This is a genomic window from Bradyrhizobium sp. Gha (assembly GCF_900113735.1).
In the GTDB taxonomy this organism is placed as follows: Bacteria; Pseudomonadota; Alphaproteobacteria; order Rhizobiales; family Xanthobacteraceae; genus Bradyrhizobium.
On record NZ_FOQM01000013.1, the window covers coordinates 48,563 to 65,457 of the forward strand.

Annotated in this window: 15 protein-coding genes; 7 read left to right on the forward strand and 8 right to left on the reverse strand. The window is 63.7% G+C overall.

What is annotated here, in order from left to right; genetic code table 11:
• Positions 1–105 precede the first annotated feature (105 nt).
• Together BM222_RS17540 and BM222_RS17545 are read right to left on the reverse strand one after the other, a co-directional pair.
• Entirely contained in the window at positions 106–1,632 is a 1,527-nt protein-coding gene (locus tag BM222_RS17540) for an acetyl-CoA acetyltransferase (RefSeq protein ID WP_092229699.1), read from the reverse strand.
• Positions 1,633–1,783: 151 nt separating this feature from the next.
• Positions 1,784–2,917, reverse strand: a complete 1,134-nt coding sequence (locus BM222_RS17545; protein WP_092229859.1) for a nitronate monooxygenase — start codon at positions 2,915–2,917, stop codon at positions 1,784–1,786.
• Positions 2,918–3,209: 292 nt separating this feature from the next.
• On the opposite strand from BM222_RS17545, the gene yghU reads away from it, so the two are divergent.
• Positions 3,210–4,082, forward strand: coding sequence for a glutathione-dependent disulfide-bond oxidoreductase (gene yghU / locus BM222_RS17550; protein WP_092229701.1), 873 nt, complete (start codon positions 3,210–3,212; stop codon positions 4,080–4,082).
• Between the two features lie 65 nt (positions 4,083–4,147).
• Here the strand turns inward: yghU and BM222_RS17555 are convergent, their stop codons facing one another.
• The 3 genes from BM222_RS17555 to BM222_RS17565 all read right to left on the reverse strand — a co-directional run bounded on the left by BM222_RS17555 (position 4,148) and on the right by BM222_RS17565 (position 6,901).
• Positions 4,148–5,425, reverse strand: coding sequence for an acyl-CoA dehydrogenase family protein (locus tag BM222_RS17555; RefSeq protein WP_092229703.1), 1,278 nt, complete (start codon positions 5,423–5,425; stop codon positions 4,148–4,150).
• Positions 5,426–5,708: 283 nt separating this feature from the next.
• The gene (locus BM222_RS17560) at positions 5,709–6,089 is read right to left on the reverse strand and encodes a VOC family protein (protein ID WP_092229704.1); all 381 of its coding nucleotides are present in this window, start codon (positions 6,087–6,089) and stop codon (positions 5,709–5,711) included.
• A gap of 32 nt (positions 6,090–6,121) precedes the next feature.
• On the reverse strand, positions 6,122–6,901 hold the full coding sequence (locus tag BM222_RS17565) for an SDR family NAD(P)-dependent oxidoreductase (RefSeq protein WP_092229706.1): 780 nt from the start codon (positions 6,899–6,901) through the stop codon (positions 6,122–6,124).
• A gap of 179 nt (positions 6,902–7,080) precedes the next feature.
• Here BM222_RS17565 and BM222_RS17570 point away from each other — a divergent pair, with 179 nt between their 5' ends.
• The 3 genes from BM222_RS17570 to BM222_RS17580 are packed head-to-tail and all read left to right on the forward strand — an operon-like array spanning position 7,081 to position 9,233.
• The gene (locus BM222_RS17570) at positions 7,081–7,869 is read left to right on the forward strand and encodes an enoyl-CoA hydratase/isomerase (protein ID WP_092229861.1); all 789 of its coding nucleotides are present in this window, start codon (positions 7,081–7,083) and stop codon (positions 7,867–7,869) included.
• Entirely contained in the window at positions 7,866–8,852 is a 987-nt protein-coding gene (locus tag BM222_RS17575; RefSeq protein ID WP_092229708.1) for a phosphotransferase family protein, read from the forward strand. The genes BM222_RS17570 and BM222_RS17575 overlap by 4 nt, the downstream gene beginning before the upstream one ends.
• Before the next feature lie 3 nt (positions 8,853–8,855).
• Positions 8,856–9,233, forward strand: a complete 378-nt coding sequence (locus BM222_RS17580) for a DUF6285 domain-containing protein (RefSeq protein ID WP_092229710.1) — start codon at positions 8,856–8,858, stop codon at positions 9,231–9,233.
• Between the two features lie 110 nt (positions 9,234–9,343).
• Here BM222_RS17580 and BM222_RS17585 read toward each other — a convergent pair whose 3' ends face one another.
• Positions 9,344–10,123 (reverse strand): enoyl-CoA hydratase-related protein, encoded by a 780-nt coding sequence (locus BM222_RS17585; RefSeq protein WP_092229712.1) that lies wholly within the window; start codon positions 10,121–10,123, stop codon positions 9,344–9,346.
• A 213-nt stretch (positions 10,124–10,336) separates the two neighbouring features.
• Here BM222_RS17585 and BM222_RS17590 point away from each other — a divergent pair, with 213 nt between their 5' ends.
• Positions 10,337–11,611 (forward strand): acyl-CoA dehydrogenase family protein, encoded by a 1,275-nt coding sequence (locus tag BM222_RS17590; RefSeq protein WP_092229713.1) that lies wholly within the window; start codon positions 10,337–10,339, stop codon positions 11,609–11,611.
• A 119-nt stretch (positions 11,612–11,730) separates the two neighbouring features.
• Here BM222_RS17590 and BM222_RS17595 read toward each other — a convergent pair whose 3' ends face one another.
• Both BM222_RS17595 and BM222_RS17600 read right to left on the reverse strand, forming a co-directional pair.
• A complete protein-coding gene (locus tag BM222_RS17595) occupies positions 11,731–13,308 on the reverse strand; it encodes a fatty acid--CoA ligase (protein WP_092229714.1) in 1,578 nt (525 codons plus the stop codon).
• Between the two features lie 75 nt (positions 13,309–13,383).
• On the reverse strand, positions 13,384–14,256 hold the full coding sequence (locus BM222_RS17600) for an SDR family oxidoreductase (protein WP_092229716.1): 873 nt from the start codon (positions 14,254–14,256) through the stop codon (positions 13,384–13,386).
• Between the two features lie 105 nt (positions 14,257–14,361).
• Between BM222_RS17600 and BM222_RS17605 the strand changes: the two genes are divergently transcribed.
• Both BM222_RS17605 and BM222_RS17610 read left to right on the forward strand, forming a co-directional pair.
• Positions 14,362–15,171, forward strand: a complete 810-nt coding sequence (locus BM222_RS17605) for a crotonase/enoyl-CoA hydratase family protein (RefSeq protein ID WP_092229717.1) — start codon at positions 14,362–14,364, stop codon at positions 15,169–15,171.
• A gap of 113 nt (positions 15,172–15,284) precedes the next feature.
• Positions 15,285–16,829 (forward strand): acyl-CoA synthetase, encoded by a 1,545-nt coding sequence (locus BM222_RS17610; RefSeq protein WP_092229718.1) that lies wholly within the window; start codon positions 15,285–15,287, stop codon positions 16,827–16,829.
• The last annotated feature ends 66 nt before the right edge of the window (positions 16,830–16,895 follow it).

Here is a 16,895-nt window from a genome sequence, read left to right on the forward strand (position 1 = left end):
GGTGGGTTAGCCGAAGGCGTAACCCACCACTGTTTGTCTCCATGGAAGTCGAAGAGGTGGGTTACGCCAAGCGACTGCGCTTTGCGCAATCGCAGGCTAACCACCCTATGAGAGCTGCACCACCCGCCACTCCGGCACGCCGTCCACGGCCATCGTGATCTCGCCGAGCGAGCCCACAGGTGTGCGATCCATGTTGAGCAGGTGGGCCAGCGTGGCGCTCTCGCCCGCCGGAATCCGCGCCAGCGTACGCCGCTCGTCTTCGGTGCGCAGCATAACCACGCCGTGCTCGACATCGCCGCCACGGCCATAGAGCACCGTAAAGCTCTCGACCTTGCCCAGGCCTGAGGCCTCCGTGACGAACTCCGGCACGGTGCGCTTGTTGCGATCGGCCTCTGCCTGCACGCTCGTCTCTTGCGCCAGCACGTCGCGGGGCTGCATCTTCCCCAGCACCAAAGCATGGTGCTTGGTAACAAAACCGCCCTGTCCGTAGAGCAGGCCGAGTTTTGCACCGCCGCGCACACGCCGCACCATCGCGCAGGCTGCATGGGTCATGTAGGTGTTGAGCGGCGCGCCAAAGAAGGTGAGGCCGCCGTTCACCGTCGGTTGCACATCGACGCCGAGGCCCAGCGTCCGCCGCGCCATCTTTGGTACGCAAGGGAAGCAGCTATAGAGCTCGATCGCGTCGAATTTTTTGCCATCGCCGCCGGCGAGATCCATCACCGTCTTCAGCACGGCGTTCTGCGGATGGCTTTCGTAGAACTGGTCGCGCAACAGATAATCGCGCGGCTCCTCCGCCGAGGCGCCGCCGAGCGGATAGACCGGCTTGTCTTCGGCGATACCGAGTGTGCGCGCTTTGGCAAGGCTGGTGAGCAGCAGCGCGCCGCCCATGTTGACGCTGGGATTAGCGACCATCAGCTTGTTGTAGGGCCAGGCGATCAGCCGGTTGTCCGCGGTCGGTGTCGTGATCTCCTCAGGCGCATAGCGCCGCTTCAGCCAGGCGTTGGGATTTTGCGCGGCAACTTCGGAATAGCGCGACCACAGCGTTCCCGATTCCGCCATTGCCTCGCGCGGCGTCAGGCCCCAATGCGCGGAGGAGGCGGCTTCGTAGAACGGATAGACCGTGACCGGGCGGAACACGCCGAGTTTCACGGCGAGCGGCTTCTGAAACGCCGCGCCGCGCTTGGGCTCCGGAACATCATGCGCGAAGGGCGTCCATGGCAGCTCGACGCCGGCACGATCGGCTTTCGTCGCCGTTGATTGCGCCTCGGCGCCGCACACCGCCGCGACCGCGCATTCGCCGCGCGCGATGCGCTTTGCGGCTTCATGAATAAAGCGGATCGGGCTCTCGCCGCCGACCGGCCCGTAATGGCAATGCGTCGGCGCGACGCCGAGCCGCTGCGCCAAGAGCTTCTCCGGATCGCGATAGCGCCAGCTCAGGAAGTTGACGACGTCGAGCGATTGCACCTCACTGAGCAGCTTTGCGCCGGCGTCAGCCTCGGCGCGCTGCAAGGCCCGTTCGAGCAGATCGAGCGGCTCGAGGCCCTCTGTGATCTCCTTGGGACGGTCGACGATCTCGCCGATGCCGACGATGACGGGAATGCGGTGTTCTGGGGTGGCAGTTTTGTCAGTCATAATCTCGATTCACGATGTTGGTTATTTCGTCATTGCGAGGAGCCCGCGACAAAATTGCGAAGCAATTTTGCGCTGGCGACGAAGCAATCCAGAAATGTATCCGAGGAGGCAGCCTGGATTGCTTCGCTCGCTCGCAATGACGGTGCGGATGCTACTCCGCCACCAGCGCATTCATGTGCTCGACGGCTTCGGCGAATTCTTCCTTGAACTCCTGCACCACGGCGCCGGCCGATTTCACGCTGTCGATCAATCCGACCCCCTGGCCGACAAAATAGCTGACGAGGTCGCGCGCCCTGGTGTTGCCGGCCGCGGCGGCGCGGTCGATCGAGTTGAAGGCGTCACGGCTGATGATGCTCTGCAGCGGCATCGGCAGGGCGCCCGGACTTTCCGGCGCACGGTCCCAGGCGTCGGTCCAGACCGAACGGAGCTGCCGCGCCGGCTTGCCCGTGCGGCCCTTCGAGCGGATCGCATCCCGCGAGGACGCTGCAATCATCTTCTCGCGAAAGATCTCGGAGGTCTCGGACTCGACGGTCGCCAGCCACACCGAGCCCGTCCAGGCACCGGCGGCGCCCATGGCCATGCAGGCCGCCATCTGCCGGCCCGTCATGATGCCGCCGGCCGCCAGCACCGGCACGTCGCGGATCGGCTTGATGGCCTTGATCACTTCCGGCACCAGCACCATCGTCGAGACCTCACCGCAGTGACCGCCGGCCTCGGTGCCCTGCACCACGAGGATATCGACACCGGCTGCGACCTGGCGCAGCGCATGCTCCTTGGCGCCGACGAGCGCTGCGACCGGCACTTTGTGCCTCTTGCCCATTTCGATCATGGCCTTGGGCGGCACGCCGAGCGCATTGGCAATCAGCCGGATCGGATGATTGAAGGAGACCTCGAGCAGCTCCAGTGCGGTCTCGGCGTCGAACGGTTGCGGCCGGTCGTCGGTCACGTCAGTGGTGGTGAGCTCGATATCGTATTTCTTGAGGAGATCGCTGGTGTATTTGCGGTGCTCCGCCGGCACGCGCGCCTCCAGACTCTTCCAGGTGACGTTCTTCTCGCCTGATGTCGAGATGTTTTCCGGGATCAGCACGTCGATGCCGTAGGGCTTGCCGTCGATATGGTCGTCGATCCATTTCAGTTCGCGCTCGAGCGTGTCAGGCGTGTGCGCGGTGGCACCGAGTACACCGAATCCGCCGGCGCGGCTGACGGCCGCAACGACATCGCGGCAATGGCTGAAGGCGAGCAGCGGGAACTCGATGCCCAGCATGTCGCAGATCGGCGATTTCATGTTTTCTCTCCCCGCGGCCTTCACGTTCTCTTCTTGTTTTGCCTTGCGAGCGCCGTTCGACGCCAGCCCTTCGTTACCGGTGATGCCACGCCGGATTTGGGCGAGCATCTTGCGCGCAGGCGTTGCGTGCTGGACAACCATGGGGCGGATCATCAGCAGCGCAGGCTCGTGACGGGCTGGACTGCATGACACGGGCCGGAGGCCCGCGCCGGACGCAGAGCCGCCAGGGCTTGCCATCCGCCATGCGGAGGCTAATTAATGCACGCGCATCTTTCCGCCGGAGCCCCTTCGCATGACCGACGCCCCTTACGTGCCGCCCAAAGTCTGGACCTGGAACAAGGAGAATGGCGGTCAGTTTGCCAGCATCAACCGCCCGATCGCCGGCGCCACCCATGACAAGGAACTGCCGGTCGGCAAGCATCCGTTGCAGCTTTATTCGCTGGCGACGCCGAACGGAGTGAAGGTCACGGTGATGCTGGAGGAGCTGCTGGCGCTCGGCCACAGGGGCGCCGAATACGACGCCTGGCTGATCAAGATCGGCAATGGCGACCAGTTCGGCAGCGGCTTTGTCGATATCAACCCGAACTCGAAAATTCCGGCGCTGATGGACCGTTCCGGCCCCGAACCTGTCAGGATTTTCGAATCCGGCTCGATCCTGTTCTACCTCGCTGAAAAATTCGGTGCTTTCCTGCCGAAGGAGATCAAGGCGCGTACCGAGGCGATGTCCTGGCTGTTCTGGCAGATGGGCAGCGCCCCTTATCTCGGTGGCGGCTTCGGTCATTTCTACGCCTACGCGCCGTTCAAGATCGAATACGCCATCGATCGCTTCGCGATGGAGGTCAAGCGCCAGCTCGACGTGCTGGACCGGCGCCTCGCCGACAACGAATATCTCGCGGGCAAGGACTACACGATCGCCGACATGGCGGTGTGGCCGTGGTACGGCGCCCTTGCCAAGGGGCTGGTCTATGGCGCCGGTGAATTCCTCTCCGTGCAAGACTACAAGAACGTGCAGCGCTGGACCGACCAGATCGCCAAGCGTCCAGCTGTGAAGCGCGGCCGCATGGTCAACCGCGTCTCCGGCGATCCCGCCAGCCAGCTCCACGAGCGCCACGACGCCAGCGATTTCGAGACGAAGACACAGGACAAGATCGCGCCGGCGACGTAGCGCGGTGCTTTCTTTCGCCTCTCCCCGCGCGCCGTCCGCAAGCGGGGAGAAGGGGAAGAAGGCAACTACGCCATGCTCAGCTCGTGGCGGCCGACAACCATCCAGTGCACCTCGTCCGGACCGTCGGCGAAACGCAGGTGACGGACGTCCTGATACATTTCGGCCAGCGGGGTCCAATGCGAGATGCCGGTGGCGCCGTGCATCTGGATCGACTGGTCGATGATCTTGCAGGCGCGCTCCGGCACCATGGCCTTGACCATGGAGACCCAGACGCGGGCTTCCTTGTTGCCGAGGACGTCCATCGCCTTGGCGGCCTTCAGCACCATCAGCCGCATCGCCTCGATCTCGCAGCGGGCTTGCGCGATGATCTGCATGTTGCCGCCGAGATGGGCGATCTTCTTGCCGAAGGCCTCGCGGGTGAGGCCTCGCTGCACCATCAAATCCAGCGCCTTCTCGGCCTTGCCGATGGTGCGCATGCAGTGGTGGATGCGGCCCGGGCCAAGGCGGAGCTGCGAGATCTCGAAGCCGCGGCCTTCGCCGAGCAGCATGTTCTCCTTCGGCACGCGCACATTGTTGAAGCGCATGTGCATGTGGCCGCGCGGGGCGTGGTCCTGGCCGAACACATACATGGGGCCAAGCACCTCGACGCCGGGCGTGTCGCGCGGCACCAGGATCTGCGACTGCTGCTTGCTCGGCGCGGCGTCCGGATTGGTCTTCACCATCACGATGAGGATCTTGCAGCGTGGATCGCCGACGCCCGAGATGTAATATTTCTCGCCGTTGATGACCCATTCGTCGCCGACGAGCTTTGCCGTCGTCGAGATGTTCTTGGCGTCGGAGGAGGCGACGTTCGGCTCGGTCATGACATAGGCCGAGCGGATCTCGCCGTTCATCAGCGGCTTCAGCCACTTCTCCTTCTGCTCCTTGGTGCCGACGCGCTCCAGCACCTCCATGTTGCCGGTGTCGGGCGCCGAGCAGTTCATGGTCTCGGATGCCAGCGGGCTCTTGCCGAGCTCGGCGGCGATATAGGCGTAATCGAGGTTCTTCAGGCCTTGGCCGGTCTCGTCATCGGGCAGGAAGAAATTCCAGAGACCTTCCTTCTTGGCCTTGTTCTTGGCGACCTCGAGCACTTCGAGCTGCTTCGGCGTAAAGCTCCAGCGATCCTGTTTGCCTTCGCCCGCCTTGGCGAATTCGATCGACATCGGCTCGACGGTGTCGCGGATGAATTTCCTGACGTGGTCGTAGAGCGGGCGGACCTGATCCGACATGCGGAGGTCGTTGAGCTCGTCGCCGGGATTGAGCGTGTAGTTGGTGGTGCGGGGAATGTAGGTGTGCTTTGTCATTGTTCCTCCCGGGGGCGCTGAGATCGTGTTGGCCGGGAGAATAGTCGCCGCGTCGCGAAAGTGCGAGCGCGTATTTTCTCACGCAGGCCATGCCACGCGATGGAATTTCGAGGCGGCGTTTGAAATGTTGTTTGAGCGGAGCCGGCGAGCAAGTGGGCTGGAGCACCGCCCGATCCCCAGGACTCCGTCATTGCGAGCGCAGCGAAGCAATCCAGAATCTTACCGCGGCGGCAGTCTGGATTGATTCGCTGCGCTCGCAATGACGAGGAGAGTCCGGTCGACCTCAAGCCGGCATCCGATGCATCGCGCAGATCTTGTTGCCGTCGAGATCGCGCAAATAAGCGAGATAGAGCTTGTTTCCCGCGCCCTCGCGGACGCCGGGCGGATTCTCGATCGGTGTACCGCCGGCGGCGACACCTGCGGCGTGCCACTTGTCGACCTGCTCGGGCGAGTTGGCAGCAAAGCCGATCGTGCCGCCATTCGCGCAAGTCGCCGGCTCGCCGTTGATCGGCTTCGTCACCGAGAATATGCCGGTCTTGGTGAAGTAGAAGATGCGGTGGCCGTCCACCCGCGCCGGCCGCACTTCGAGCGTGCTGAGCAGGCTGTCGTAGAATGACTTGGCCTTGTCGAGGTCGTTGGTGCCGATCATGATGTGCGAGAACATGGTTCTTCCTCCCTCATTTCAGTTTTTGTGGTTCAAAACGCCGTATAGCCGCCGTCGATCACGAAAGTATCGGCTGTGTGATACGACGAGGCCTTGCTCATGAGATACACGGCGATGCCGCCGAAATCGCTGGCCTCGCCGAAGCGGCGCAACGGAATCCGTGGCATCACGTTGGCAACGAACTTCTCGTTGGCCATGAGCCCCGATGTCATGTCGCTCTTGATCCAGCCGGGCAGGATCGCGTTCGCGGTGATGCCGTGGCGCGCCAGCTCGACGCCGAGCGCGCGCACCAACGCATTGATGGCGGCTTTGGTCGCGGCATAATGCTCGTTGCGCGCAGTGCCGAAGATCGAGGCGAGGCTCGATGTCGCGACCAGCCGGCCGAAGGGATCGCCCGCATTGGCGCGGTCGGTCATGTGTTTTGCGGCGGCCTGGAACGCGTGGAACACGCCGTCGAGATTGGTCGCAAACATCGTGCGCCATTCCTCCTCGGTGCGCTCGATGAAGGAGCGCCTGCCGCCTCCGCCGATACCGGCGTTGGCGAAGCAGCCGTCGACCCGGCCGAAAATGTCGAGGGTCGCCTTCATCGCGGCATTGACCGACGCGGGATCGGTGACGTCGCAGATGCGGCTGTCGACCTTGCCCGATAGTCCTGCCAGGCTCGCGGCAGCAGCCCTGTTCTTGTCGGCATTGCGGCCCCAGATCGAGACGTTGCAGCCCTGGCCCGCCAGCGCCTGCGCGATGCCGAGCCCGATACCGCCATTGCCGCCGGTGATCACGGCGACGCGTCCGGTAAGGTCGAAAAGGTTCATGGCGCGTTTCCCGTATTTGGCAAGACAACTGGGCATGCGGAGCATCAGCCGCTGCGCGCAAGAGTTCTCGCTATGCGCTGATCACCATGGACAAGACCGCGCCAAAAATCAAATATGCGCCCCGGCAAAACCAAATTCCGGTCTGCGAAACACAGCGGGCCGCAACTGACGAGGAAACCATGCAGTTCAAACACGTCACGCTCGAATTCGATGGTTCGGTCGCGATCCTCAGACTCGACCATCAGGAGGTGATGAACGCGGTCTCCGTGGACATGCTGGGTGGTCTCTCCGAGGCGCTCGATGCGATTGAAGAGAAGAAAGACGATGTGCGCTGCGTCGTGCTCACCGGCGCCGGGCGTGCGTTCTGCACAGGCGCGAATCTGCAAGGGCGCAACAACCAGTCGAAGAAGACCAAGGCCGGCCTGACGCTCGAGACCGGTTTTCATCCGTTCCTGCGTCGCGTCCGCAACCTGCATTGCCCGATCGTAACGGCGGTCAACGGCCCGGCCGCCGGCGCCGGCATGAGCTTCGCGCTGCTCGGCGACATGATCTTGTGCGCACGCTCGTCCTATTTCCTGCAGGCGTTCCGCCGCATCGGCCTCGTGCCGGATTGCGGTTCGACCTGGCTCTTGCCGCGCCTGATCGGCAAGGCGCGCTCGGTCGAGTTGTCGCTGATGGGCGAGCGCCTGCCGGCCGAGAAGGCGCTGGAATGGGGCCTCGTCAACCGTGTCTACGACGACGGCGTGTTGATGGAGGAGGCGATGAAGCTCGCGCGTGATCTCGCCAGCGGGCCCACGGTGGCGCTGTCGCTGATCCGCAAGCTCTATTGGGACAGCCCCGAAAATTCCTTCGAGGACCAGCTCAATCTGGAATTCCAGTGCCAGCTGCGCGCCGGCGACACACAGGACTTTCGCGAGGGCGTCGGCGCGTTCCTGGAGAAGCGGCCCGCGCAGTTCAAGGGCAAATGATCGAGGCGGAGCTTTCCCGCAGCGTGCAGCGCTGGTGTCCCGGTGCGACCGGCGTCAGCGGCGCCGCAAGGCTGTCGGGCGGCGCCAGCCAGGAGACATGGCGCTTCGATATCGTGCATCCCGGCGGGCCGATCGGCGCGATCCTGCGCCGCTCGCCAAAGGGCTATGGCGCGGCGCCGACGCGCGCGGCGGGGCTCACCGCCGAGGCGCAGCTGATGCAGCTGGCCTTCGAGGCGGGCGTGCCGTCGCCGCGCGTGATGCATGTGCTGACGCCGGACGAGGAGCTCGGCACCGGTTTCATTATGCAGCGGGTCGAGGGCGAGACCATCGCCCGCAAGATTCTTCGCGATGATGAATTTGCGGCGGCACGGCCACTGCTGGCGCGGCAGATCGGCGGCGTTCTCGCGGGCCTGCACCGGCTCCCGCTGGACCAACTGCCCGAGCTGCGCAGCAGGTCGGCCACGCAGGAGATCGACGAGTTCGAGCGCGACTATCGCAGCCTGAACTGGCCAAAGCCCGTGTTCGAGTTGACACTTCGCTGGCTGCGCGACCACGATCCGGGTCCGTCGACCGAGACGACGCTGGTGCACGGCGATTTCCGCAACGGCAATCTCATCATCGGCGCCGAGGGGGTGCGCGCCGTGCTCGACTGGGAGCTCGCCCATCTCGGCGATCCCATGGAGGATCTCGGCTGGGTTTGCGTGAACTCCTGGCGTTTCGGCGAGATCGACAAGCCGGTGGGCGGCTTCGGCTCGCGCGAGGAACTGTTCGCCGGTTACGAAGCCGCGGGCCGCAAGGTTGATCCAGCGCGCGTCAAGTTCTGGGAAGTGATGGGGACGTTGCGCTGGGGCATCATGTGCGGCGGCATGATGCAGCGGTTTCGCGAGGGGCCCGACCATTCCATGGAGCGCGCCATGATCGGCCGTCGCGCCTCGGAAACCGAGATCGATCTCTTGCGGCTGCTGGCGCCGCGCGGGAGTTGAAAGATGCAGGACGAACCGACGCCGATCGAGCTGACCAAGGCGGTCGCCGATTTCCTCCGCAACGACATCACGCCGCTGATCTCCGGACACCAGGCCTTCAAGCTGCGCGTTGCCATCAACATCCTCGACCTCGTGACGCGGCAGTTGACGCAGGAGGAGGCCAGCGATGCGAGGGAAGTGGAGCGCTTGCGCGCGCTGCTCGGCATGGATGGCTCGGTGACAGAGCTCAACCGCGCGCTCGCCGAGCGCATCGCCAAGGGCGAGGTCGATCTCGCAACGCCGGGCCTGGCCGAGCATCTGTGGGCGACCACGATGGACAAGCTCGCAGTCGATCAGCCGAATTACGCGTCGTACAAAAGGGAGCTGGGGCGGGGCGGATAGCTCTCTCCTCGTCATTGCGAGGAGCCCTTGGGACGACGCAATCCAGACTCTATCCGCGGAGACAGTCTGGATTGCTTCGCTGCGCTCGCAATGACGGTGGAGGGACCGCGCTACTTCCCCACCCATTTCGGCGGCCGCTTCTCCGAAAACGCCTTCGGTCCCTCGATGTAATCCTGCGAGGCCACCATGGCCTTCACTGCGGGGTATTCCCTCTGCTCCTCGATCGCCTGCTCCAGCGACACGCCGAGCCCCTTCTGGATGGCCTGCTTGGATGCCCTGATCGACATCGGCGAGTTCTTGGTGATCATCTCGGCCCAGCGCAGTGCGCCGGCGAGCGCCTCGCCCTGCGGCACCACCTCGTTGACGAAACCGAGCTCTCGTCCTTCCGTCGCGCTGACGTGGCGCGCGGTGAGGATCATGCCCATGGCGCGTTTCAGTCCGATCTGCCGCGGCAGCCGGTGCAGGCCGCCGGCGAGCGCGGCAAGGCCAACGCGCGGCTCGGGCAGCGCGAAGGTCGCATTCTCCGAGGCGATGATCAGGTCGCACGCGAGCGCGATCTCGAAACCGCCGCCCATGGCGACGCCGTTCACCGCCGCGATGATCGGCTTGTCGCAATCGAACCGCGCCGTGAGGCCGGCGAAGCCGCCTTTGTCCCAGCCGCGCTTGCCGCCCGCCGCCTGCCACTTCAGATCGTTGCCGGCGCAGAAGGCCTTGTCGCCGGCGCCGGTGACAATCGCGACCCATTGGGCAGGGTCCGCGGCGAAATCGTCGAACACCTTGTTGAGCTCGAAATGTGCGTCGATGTGCAGCGCGTTGTAGACCTCGGGCCGCGACAGCGTGACGACAGTGATCGGCCCCTTGCGTTCCACCTTTGAGAATTTCAGCTCCATCGCGCGCTCCCGCAGCTTCTCGTGAAGGAATATCGGCGGTGATACTAACGCCCGTCACCGCGGCAACACCATCGAATTGCGCGGGTGCGCCTTGCATCTCCTTCGGGCCTCGGCTTGCTTGACTTGAACGCGCTCTTCTCACCTTAATCGTGCGAAGCATAAGTGCGCCCAGCGCCTTAACGCAAAACGATAAAATCAATCCGGGAGAGACCTGTGGATTTCTCATTGCCTGCCGATCTCGTCGCCTATCTCGGAGAGCTCGACCGTTTCATCGAACGCGAGATCAAGCCGCTGGAAGAGGCGGACGACAACATCCGCTTCTTCGACCATCGCCGCGAGTGGGCGCGCACCGATTTCGAGAATGGTGGTCTGCCGCGTCACGAATGGGAGGCGTTGCTGCGCAAGGCCAAGGATCTCGCGGATGCCGCCGGCCATCTGCGCTTTCCGGTGCCGAAGCAATATGGTGGCAAGGACGGATCCAACCTCTGGATGGCCGTGATCCGCGAGCACTTTGCCGCCAAGGGACTTGGGCTCCACAACGACCTCCAGAACGAGCATTCCATCGTCGGCAATTTCCCCGTCGTCACCATGCTCGACCGCTACGGAAGCGACGACCAGAAGGCGATGATCGACGGCTCGATCAAGGGCAAGTATCGCATCACTTTCGGCCTCACCGAGCCGCATCACGGCTCGGATGCCACCCACATGGAGACGCGCGCGGTGCCGGCGAGCCGCGACAACGTCAAGGGCTGGATCATCAACGGCGAGAAGATGTGGACGACAGGCATGCACGTCGCCACGCATTGCGCGCTGTTCGCGCGCACGTCAGGCAATGACGGCGATGCCCGCGGCATCACCTGCTTCCTGGTGCCGGCCAAGAGTCCCGGCGTCCGTATCGAGGAGTACATGTGGACCTTCAACATGCCGACCGATCACCCGCGCGTCAGCTTTACCGATGTGTTCGTGCCGGAGGATGCGCTATTCGGCGAGCTCGGTCGCGGCTTGTCGCTGGCGCAATGCTTCGTGCACCAGAACCGCATCCGCCAGGCCGCGAGCTCGCTCGGCGCCGCCGTCTATTGCATCAACGAGAGCGTCAAATACGCGCGCGAGCGAAAGCCGTTCGGCAAGGCGCTGGCGGAAAACCAGGCGATCCAGTTCCCGCTGGTCGAGCTCGCGACGCAAGCCGAGATGCTGCGCCTTCTGATCCGCAAGACCGCCTGGGAGATGGACCAACTCACCGAGGAGCAGATCGAGCGCACGCTTTCCGACCGCGTCTCCATGTGCAATTACTGGGCAAACCGTCTCTGCTGCGAATCCGCCGACCGCGCCATGCAGGTCCACGGCGGCATGGGCTACTCGCGCCACAAGCCGTTCGAGCACATTTATCGGCACCACCGCCGCTACCGGATCACGGAAGGCAGCGAAGAGATCCAGATGCGCAAGGTGGCGGGGTTCCTGTTCGGGTATATGGGGCCGGCGAAGCATTGAGGCGGGCACCGCGCTCGCAGGGTGGATTAGCCGAAGGCGCGATCCACCACTTCCGCCACCGTGGGAAAGAAAAGAGCTGGGTTACGCCTACGGCTAACCCGCCCTACGGCACCGGCGTCTCAATTCACCCGCCGATCCTTCCCCGCCCAATAGGGATCTCTCAGCTGCCGCCGCAAGATCTTGCCTGACGGATTGCGCGGCAGTGCCGGCAAGAACTCCACGCTCTTCGGCGTCTTGAAGCCGGCGATGCGTTCGCGCGTGAAGTTGATGATGTCGGCGGCCGTTGCCTCTTTGCCCGGCTTCATCACCACGACTGCCTTCACGGCTTCGCCCCATTTCTCGTCGGGGACGCCGATCACGGCGGCTTCGGCGATATCAGGGTGATCGCACAGCGCGCTCTCGACCTCGGCCGGATAGATGTTCTCGCCGCCGGAGATGATCATATCCTTGATGCGGTCGTGGATGTAGAGATAGCCGTCTTCGTCCATGTAACCGGCATCGCCCGTGCGCAGCCAGCCGTCGCTGCGCAGCGTCGAAGCGGTCGCCTCTGGCAGGTTCCAGTAGCCGGCCATGTTCGAGCCCGAACGCGTCGCGATCTCGCCAACCTGGCGAGGCGGCAACGGCTTGCCGTCGGCATCGAGGATGGCGATCTCGACGCCCGGTAGCGCCTTGCCGGCCGAGCGCATCCGCTCCAGCCCCTCGACGTGATCCTCCGGCGGCAGCGCGACGATGGTGCCCGTGGTCTCGGTCATGCCGTACATCTGCACGAAGCCGCATTTGAAGACCTCGATGCATTCCTTCAGCAGCGCCGCCGGAATCGGGGAAGCGCCATACAGCATGTATTTCAGCCTGGAGAAATCGACCGTCCTGGCGCGCGGTTGCCGCACCACGAACTGCATCGCCGCCGGCACCATGAACAGCTTTGTGACGCCCGACTGCTCGAAGAAATCCAGTACCTTGGAGGGATCGAACTCGCGCGCGATCACGCCGCGGGCGCCATGATAGAGCCCCATCACGCCCCAGCCGGAGCCGCCGATATGGAAGATCGGCATCGCCACCAGCGACACGTCGTCGGTCGACCACCGGTTCCACTCCGGCTTGTCCTCCGCATTGCCCGTCTGCACCAGGTTGAGGAAGTTCGCATGGCTCAGCATCGCGCCCTTCGGCTTGCCCGTCGTGCCCGACGTGTAGAGCTGGATCGCGATGTCCTTGGTGTCGATCGGCACCTTGGGATCGTTGCCGCTCTGTGCCTCGCGCCACGCGGTAAAATCCTGCCATTCCGGTGCGCCGCCTTCGGTGGTGATGACCGTGCGCACGCCCGGAAACTGATCCCTGATCTGGCGAATTTGCGTGATGAACTCCGGCCCGACGAACAGCACAGGTGCGTTGCAATCGGCGACGATAAAGGCGACCTCGGGGCCTGCGAGCCGCCAGTTCACCGGCGCCATCACCACGCCCGCCTTCATCGCGCCCATCAGCAGCTCGAAATAGAGATCGCTGTTCTTGCCGAGATAGGCGATGCGATCGCCCTTTTTCACACCCATCGCGAGAAGCGCATTCGCGACCTTGTTGGTGTTGACGTCGAACTCGGCAAAGCTGGTGACGCGGCCCTCGAACTCGTAGGCGATGGCATCGCCGCGGCTCACCGCGCGCTCGCGCACCATGTCGGCGAGGTCAGCCAATGGCTGTCTGAACATGTCTCTCCCGTGGCGTTTTGTTCTATATGGAGAGTGTGGCGTCATTCGCGGGTGAAGACAAGACGGTGGAGAGCGCTACCCGCGCTTCGCCCGGTCCTTCTCGTTCTGCGCCATGATGCTTTCGCGCGCGGTTTTCCAATCGTCGTCACTCCAGTCGCGGAGCTGGTAGAAATTGCCGCCCATGGCGAGCGCCTGCGCGCCGTCCATGGCGATGGTCTCGCCATTAATCCAGTCGCAGCCGCCGGAGATCAGGAATGTCGCCAGGTTCTGCAGCTCCTCCATGGTGCCGACGCGGCCCATGGGATTCATCGCCTTGGTGCGCGCGCCGGCTTCGTCGCCCGGCTTGATCCGCTTGCTCATGCCTTCGGTCGGGATCTCGCCCGGCGCGATGGTATTGAGGCGGATGCCGTAGCGGCCCCATTCCGCCGCGAGCGACATCGTCATGGCGTGGATCGCCGACTTGCTCATCGCCGACGGCACCACGTAAGGCGAGCCGTTGCGCACCCAGGTCGTGGTGATCGAGACGACGTTGCCGGGCTGTTTGTCCGCGATCCAGCGCTTGCCGACCGCATGCGTCACGTAGAACGTGCCGTGCATGACGATGTTGGCAACCGCATCGAAGCCGCGCGGCGACAGCTCCTCGGTGCGCGAGATGAAATTGCCGGCGGCATTGTTGACGAGGTCGGTGAGACCGCCGTCGCGAAAGATGGTCTCGACCATCTCTTCGACCGCGAGCGCGTTGCGAATGTCGACGCCGTGGCTGGTGACGCGGCCGCCGTACTGATCCATCAGCTCGATTGCGGTCTCGTCGCAGACGATCTTGCGCCGGCCGCAGATGTGCACCTCGGCGCCGAGCTGAAGGAAGCGTGCCGCCATCGATTTGCCGAGCCCGGTCCCGCCGCCGGTCACGAGAATGCGCCGTCCAGCCAGAAGATTTTCCTTGAACATGGCTGTTTCTCCCGTACGGATTGTCAGTTAATTGGTCGATTGACTAAATCCGGCCGCCAGCTTTCTGTAAAGCGGCACCGAACAAGAACAGGGGAGAATTCATCCATGGAAGAGCGCGTCTCGATCTCGATCTCGGAAGGCGTCGCCGACGTGCGCCTGGTGCGCGCGGACAAGATGAATGCGCTCGATCAGGCCATGTTCGAGGCTCTTGTTGCGGCAACCGAGCGGCTTTCGACGGAAAAAGGCCTTCGCGTCGTCGTGCTCTCGGGCGAGGGGCGCGCGTTCTGCGCCGGTCTCGACTTGGGGCGTTTTGCCGCCATGAAGGAGAAGGGCGGCAACGGAATTCCGGGTGGCGAAAATCGTGATCTCACCAAGCGCACGCACGGCCAGGCGAACTTTCCGCAACAAGCGGTATGGGGATGGCGCCAGCTTCCGGTTCCCGTGATCGCCGCCGTGCACGGCGTTGCCTTCGGCGGAGGCTTCCAGCTCTCGCTCGGCGCCGACATGCGTTTTCTCGCACCCGATGCGCGAATGTCGATCATGGAAATCAAATGGGGCCTCGTGCCCGACATGGCGGGCACGCCGATCCTGGCCTCGCTGGTGCGCGACGATATCCTGCGCGATCTCACCTACAGCGGTCGCATTTTCTCCGCGCAGGAGGCGATGAACTACGGCCTTGCTACGCGCATCTGCGATGACCCACGAGCTGTAGCCCTCCAGGTCGCGCGCGAGATCGCGGAAAAAAGCCCCGATGCAATCCGGGCGGCGAAGCGGCTGCTCAACAATCTCTCGGTCGATCCGGGTGCCGCACTGCTCGCGGAGTCCGTCGAGCAGCAGAAGCTGATCGGCAGCCCCAACCAGACCGAAGCGGTGCGCTCCAATCTGGAGAAGCGCGCGGCGAGGTATGTGGATTGATTGCCTTGTCGTTCCGGGGCGATGCGTAGCATCGAATCCGGAACCTCGAGATGCCGGGTCTGGTCCTTCGGACCATTCCGGAATGACGAACACAACAACAAAGAAAAGCAACAATGAGCGAAACGCCCGACTTCCTCGGCATCATCTCCGGTGACCGGCGCCGCACACACGCTGACGTCGCCGATCGCGCCGATCGCATCGCCTCCGGCCTCGCCAAAATCGGCATCCGCCAGGGCGATTGCGTTTGCATGTTGATGCGCAACGACATCGCCTTCCTGGAAGCCGCCTACGCCGCGATGCGGCTGGGGGCTTATGGCGTGCCGATCAACTGGCATTTCAAGCCGGAGGAGATCAACTACATCCTCGGCGACACGGCCACCTCAGTGCTGATCGGACATGCGGACATGCTGCATGCCCTGCGCGATGCGATTCCGAAGGGCGTTGTCGTGCTCAGCGTGCCGACGCCGCCGGAGATCCTGAATACCTATAGGATCGATCCCGATCACCTCGAGACACCGGACTTCGCGATCGATTTCGAATCCTGGCTCGCGCAATTCCAGCCTTATGACGGCCCGGTCGTGCCGCAGCCGATGAACATGATCTACACGTCGGGCACAACGGGTCATCCGAAGGGCGTGCGGCGCAATGCGCCGACCCCGGAGCAGCAGGCGGCCGGCGAGCGCATGCGCGCAATGATCTATGGGCTGAAGCCCGGCGCCCGTGCGATCCTGCCGGGCCCGCTCTATCATTCCGCACCGAACTCGTTCGGCATTCGCGCAGGCAAGCTCGGCGGTGTCCTGGTCCTGATGCCGCGTTTCGAAGCCGAAGAGTTTCTGCAGCTGATCGAGCGATACGAGATCGACACCATCTTCATGGTGCCGACCATGTTCATCCGCCTGATGAAGCTGCCGGAGGAGGTGCGCAAGGCATACGACGTCTCCTCACTCCGCCACATCATTCATGCCGCAGCGCCTTGTCCCGCCGACGTCAAGCGCGCCATGATCGAATGGTGGGGCCCGGTGATCTACGAATTCTACGGCTCGACCGAATCCAGCGCCGTCACCTTCGCGACGTCAGAGGATGCGCTGAAGAAGCCGGGCACCGTGGGCAAGATCTCGCCCGGCGCCGAGCTGCGCTTCATCGGCGATGACGGCCGCGTGCTCGGCGTCAGCGAAATCGGCGAGATCTATTCGCGAATGCCTGCCATGGCCGACTTCACCTACCACAACAAGCCGGAGAAGCGCGCCGAGATCGACCGAGAGGGCTTCATCACATCAGGCGATGTCGGCTACATCGACGAGGACGGCTACGTCTTCATCTGCGACCGCAAGCGTGACATGGTGATTTCGGGCGGGGTCAACATCTATCCGGCTGAGATCGAATCCGTGCTTCATGCCATATCAGGCGTGCATGATTGCGCCGTGTTCGGCATCCCCGATGCCGAGTTCGGCGAGGCCTTGATGGCCGTGGTCGAGCCGCAGCCGGGGATTAGACTCGATGCCGCCGACATCCGTGCGCGGCTGAAGGCCTCGCTCGCGGATTACAAGGTGCCGAAGCACATCGAGATTCGCACCGGCCTGCCGCGCGAAGACTCCGGAAAAATCTTCAAGCGCCGCCTGCGCGACCCCTATTGGGAGCAGGCGGGGCGAAAAATTTGAGCACGTTCTCATCTTCGCAGTGACGGATTTCGCGCCTATATAAACGGGATCATTGACCTCCGGATC

Coding starts and splice junctions, on each gene's coding strand:
- BM222_RS17540 (WP_092229699.1), bottom strand. CDS start 1,632: ATGACTGACAAAACTGCCACCCCAGAACACCGCATTCCCGTCATCGTC.
- BM222_RS17545 (WP_092229859.1), bottom strand. CDS start 2,917: ATGAAATCGCCGATCTGCGACATGCTGGGCATCGAGTTCCCGCTGCTC.
- yghU (WP_092229701.1), top strand. CDS start 3,210: ATGACCGACGCCCCTTACGTGCCGCCCAAAGTCTGGACCTGGAACAAG.
- BM222_RS17555 (WP_092229703.1), bottom strand. CDS start 5,425: ATGACAAAGCACACCTACATTCCCCGCACCACCAACTACACGCTCAAT.
- BM222_RS17560 (WP_092229704.1), bottom strand. CDS start 6,089: ATGTTCTCGCACATCATGATCGGCACCAACGACCTCGACAAGGCCAAG.
- BM222_RS17565 (WP_092229706.1), bottom strand. CDS start 6,901: ATGAACCTTTTCGACCTTACCGGACGCGTCGCCGTGATCACCGGCGGC.
- BM222_RS17570 (WP_092229861.1), top strand. CDS start 7,081: ATGCAGTTCAAACACGTCACGCTCGAATTCGATGGTTCGGTCGCGATC.
- BM222_RS17575 (WP_092229708.1), top strand. CDS start 7,866: ATGATCGAGGCGGAGCTTTCCCGCAGCGTGCAGCGCTGGTGTCCCGGT.
- BM222_RS17580 (WP_092229710.1), top strand. CDS start 8,856: ATGCAGGACGAACCGACGCCGATCGAGCTGACCAAGGCGGTCGCCGAT.
- BM222_RS17585 (WP_092229712.1), bottom strand. CDS start 10,123: ATGGAGCTGAAATTCTCAAAGGTGGAACGCAAGGGGCCGATCACTGTC.
- BM222_RS17595 (WP_092229714.1), bottom strand. CDS start 13,308: ATGTTCAGACAGCCATTGGCTGACCTCGCCGACATGGTGCGCGAGCGC.
- BM222_RS17600 (WP_092229716.1), bottom strand. CDS start 14,256: ATGTTCAAGGAAAATCTTCTGGCTGGACGGCGCATTCTCGTGACCGGC.
- BM222_RS17605 (WP_092229717.1), top strand. CDS start 14,362: ATGGAAGAGCGCGTCTCGATCTCGATCTCGGAAGGCGTCGCCGACGTG.
- BM222_RS17610 (WP_092229718.1), top strand. CDS start 15,285: ATGAGCGAAACGCCCGACTTCCTCGGCATCATCTCCGGTGACCGGCGC.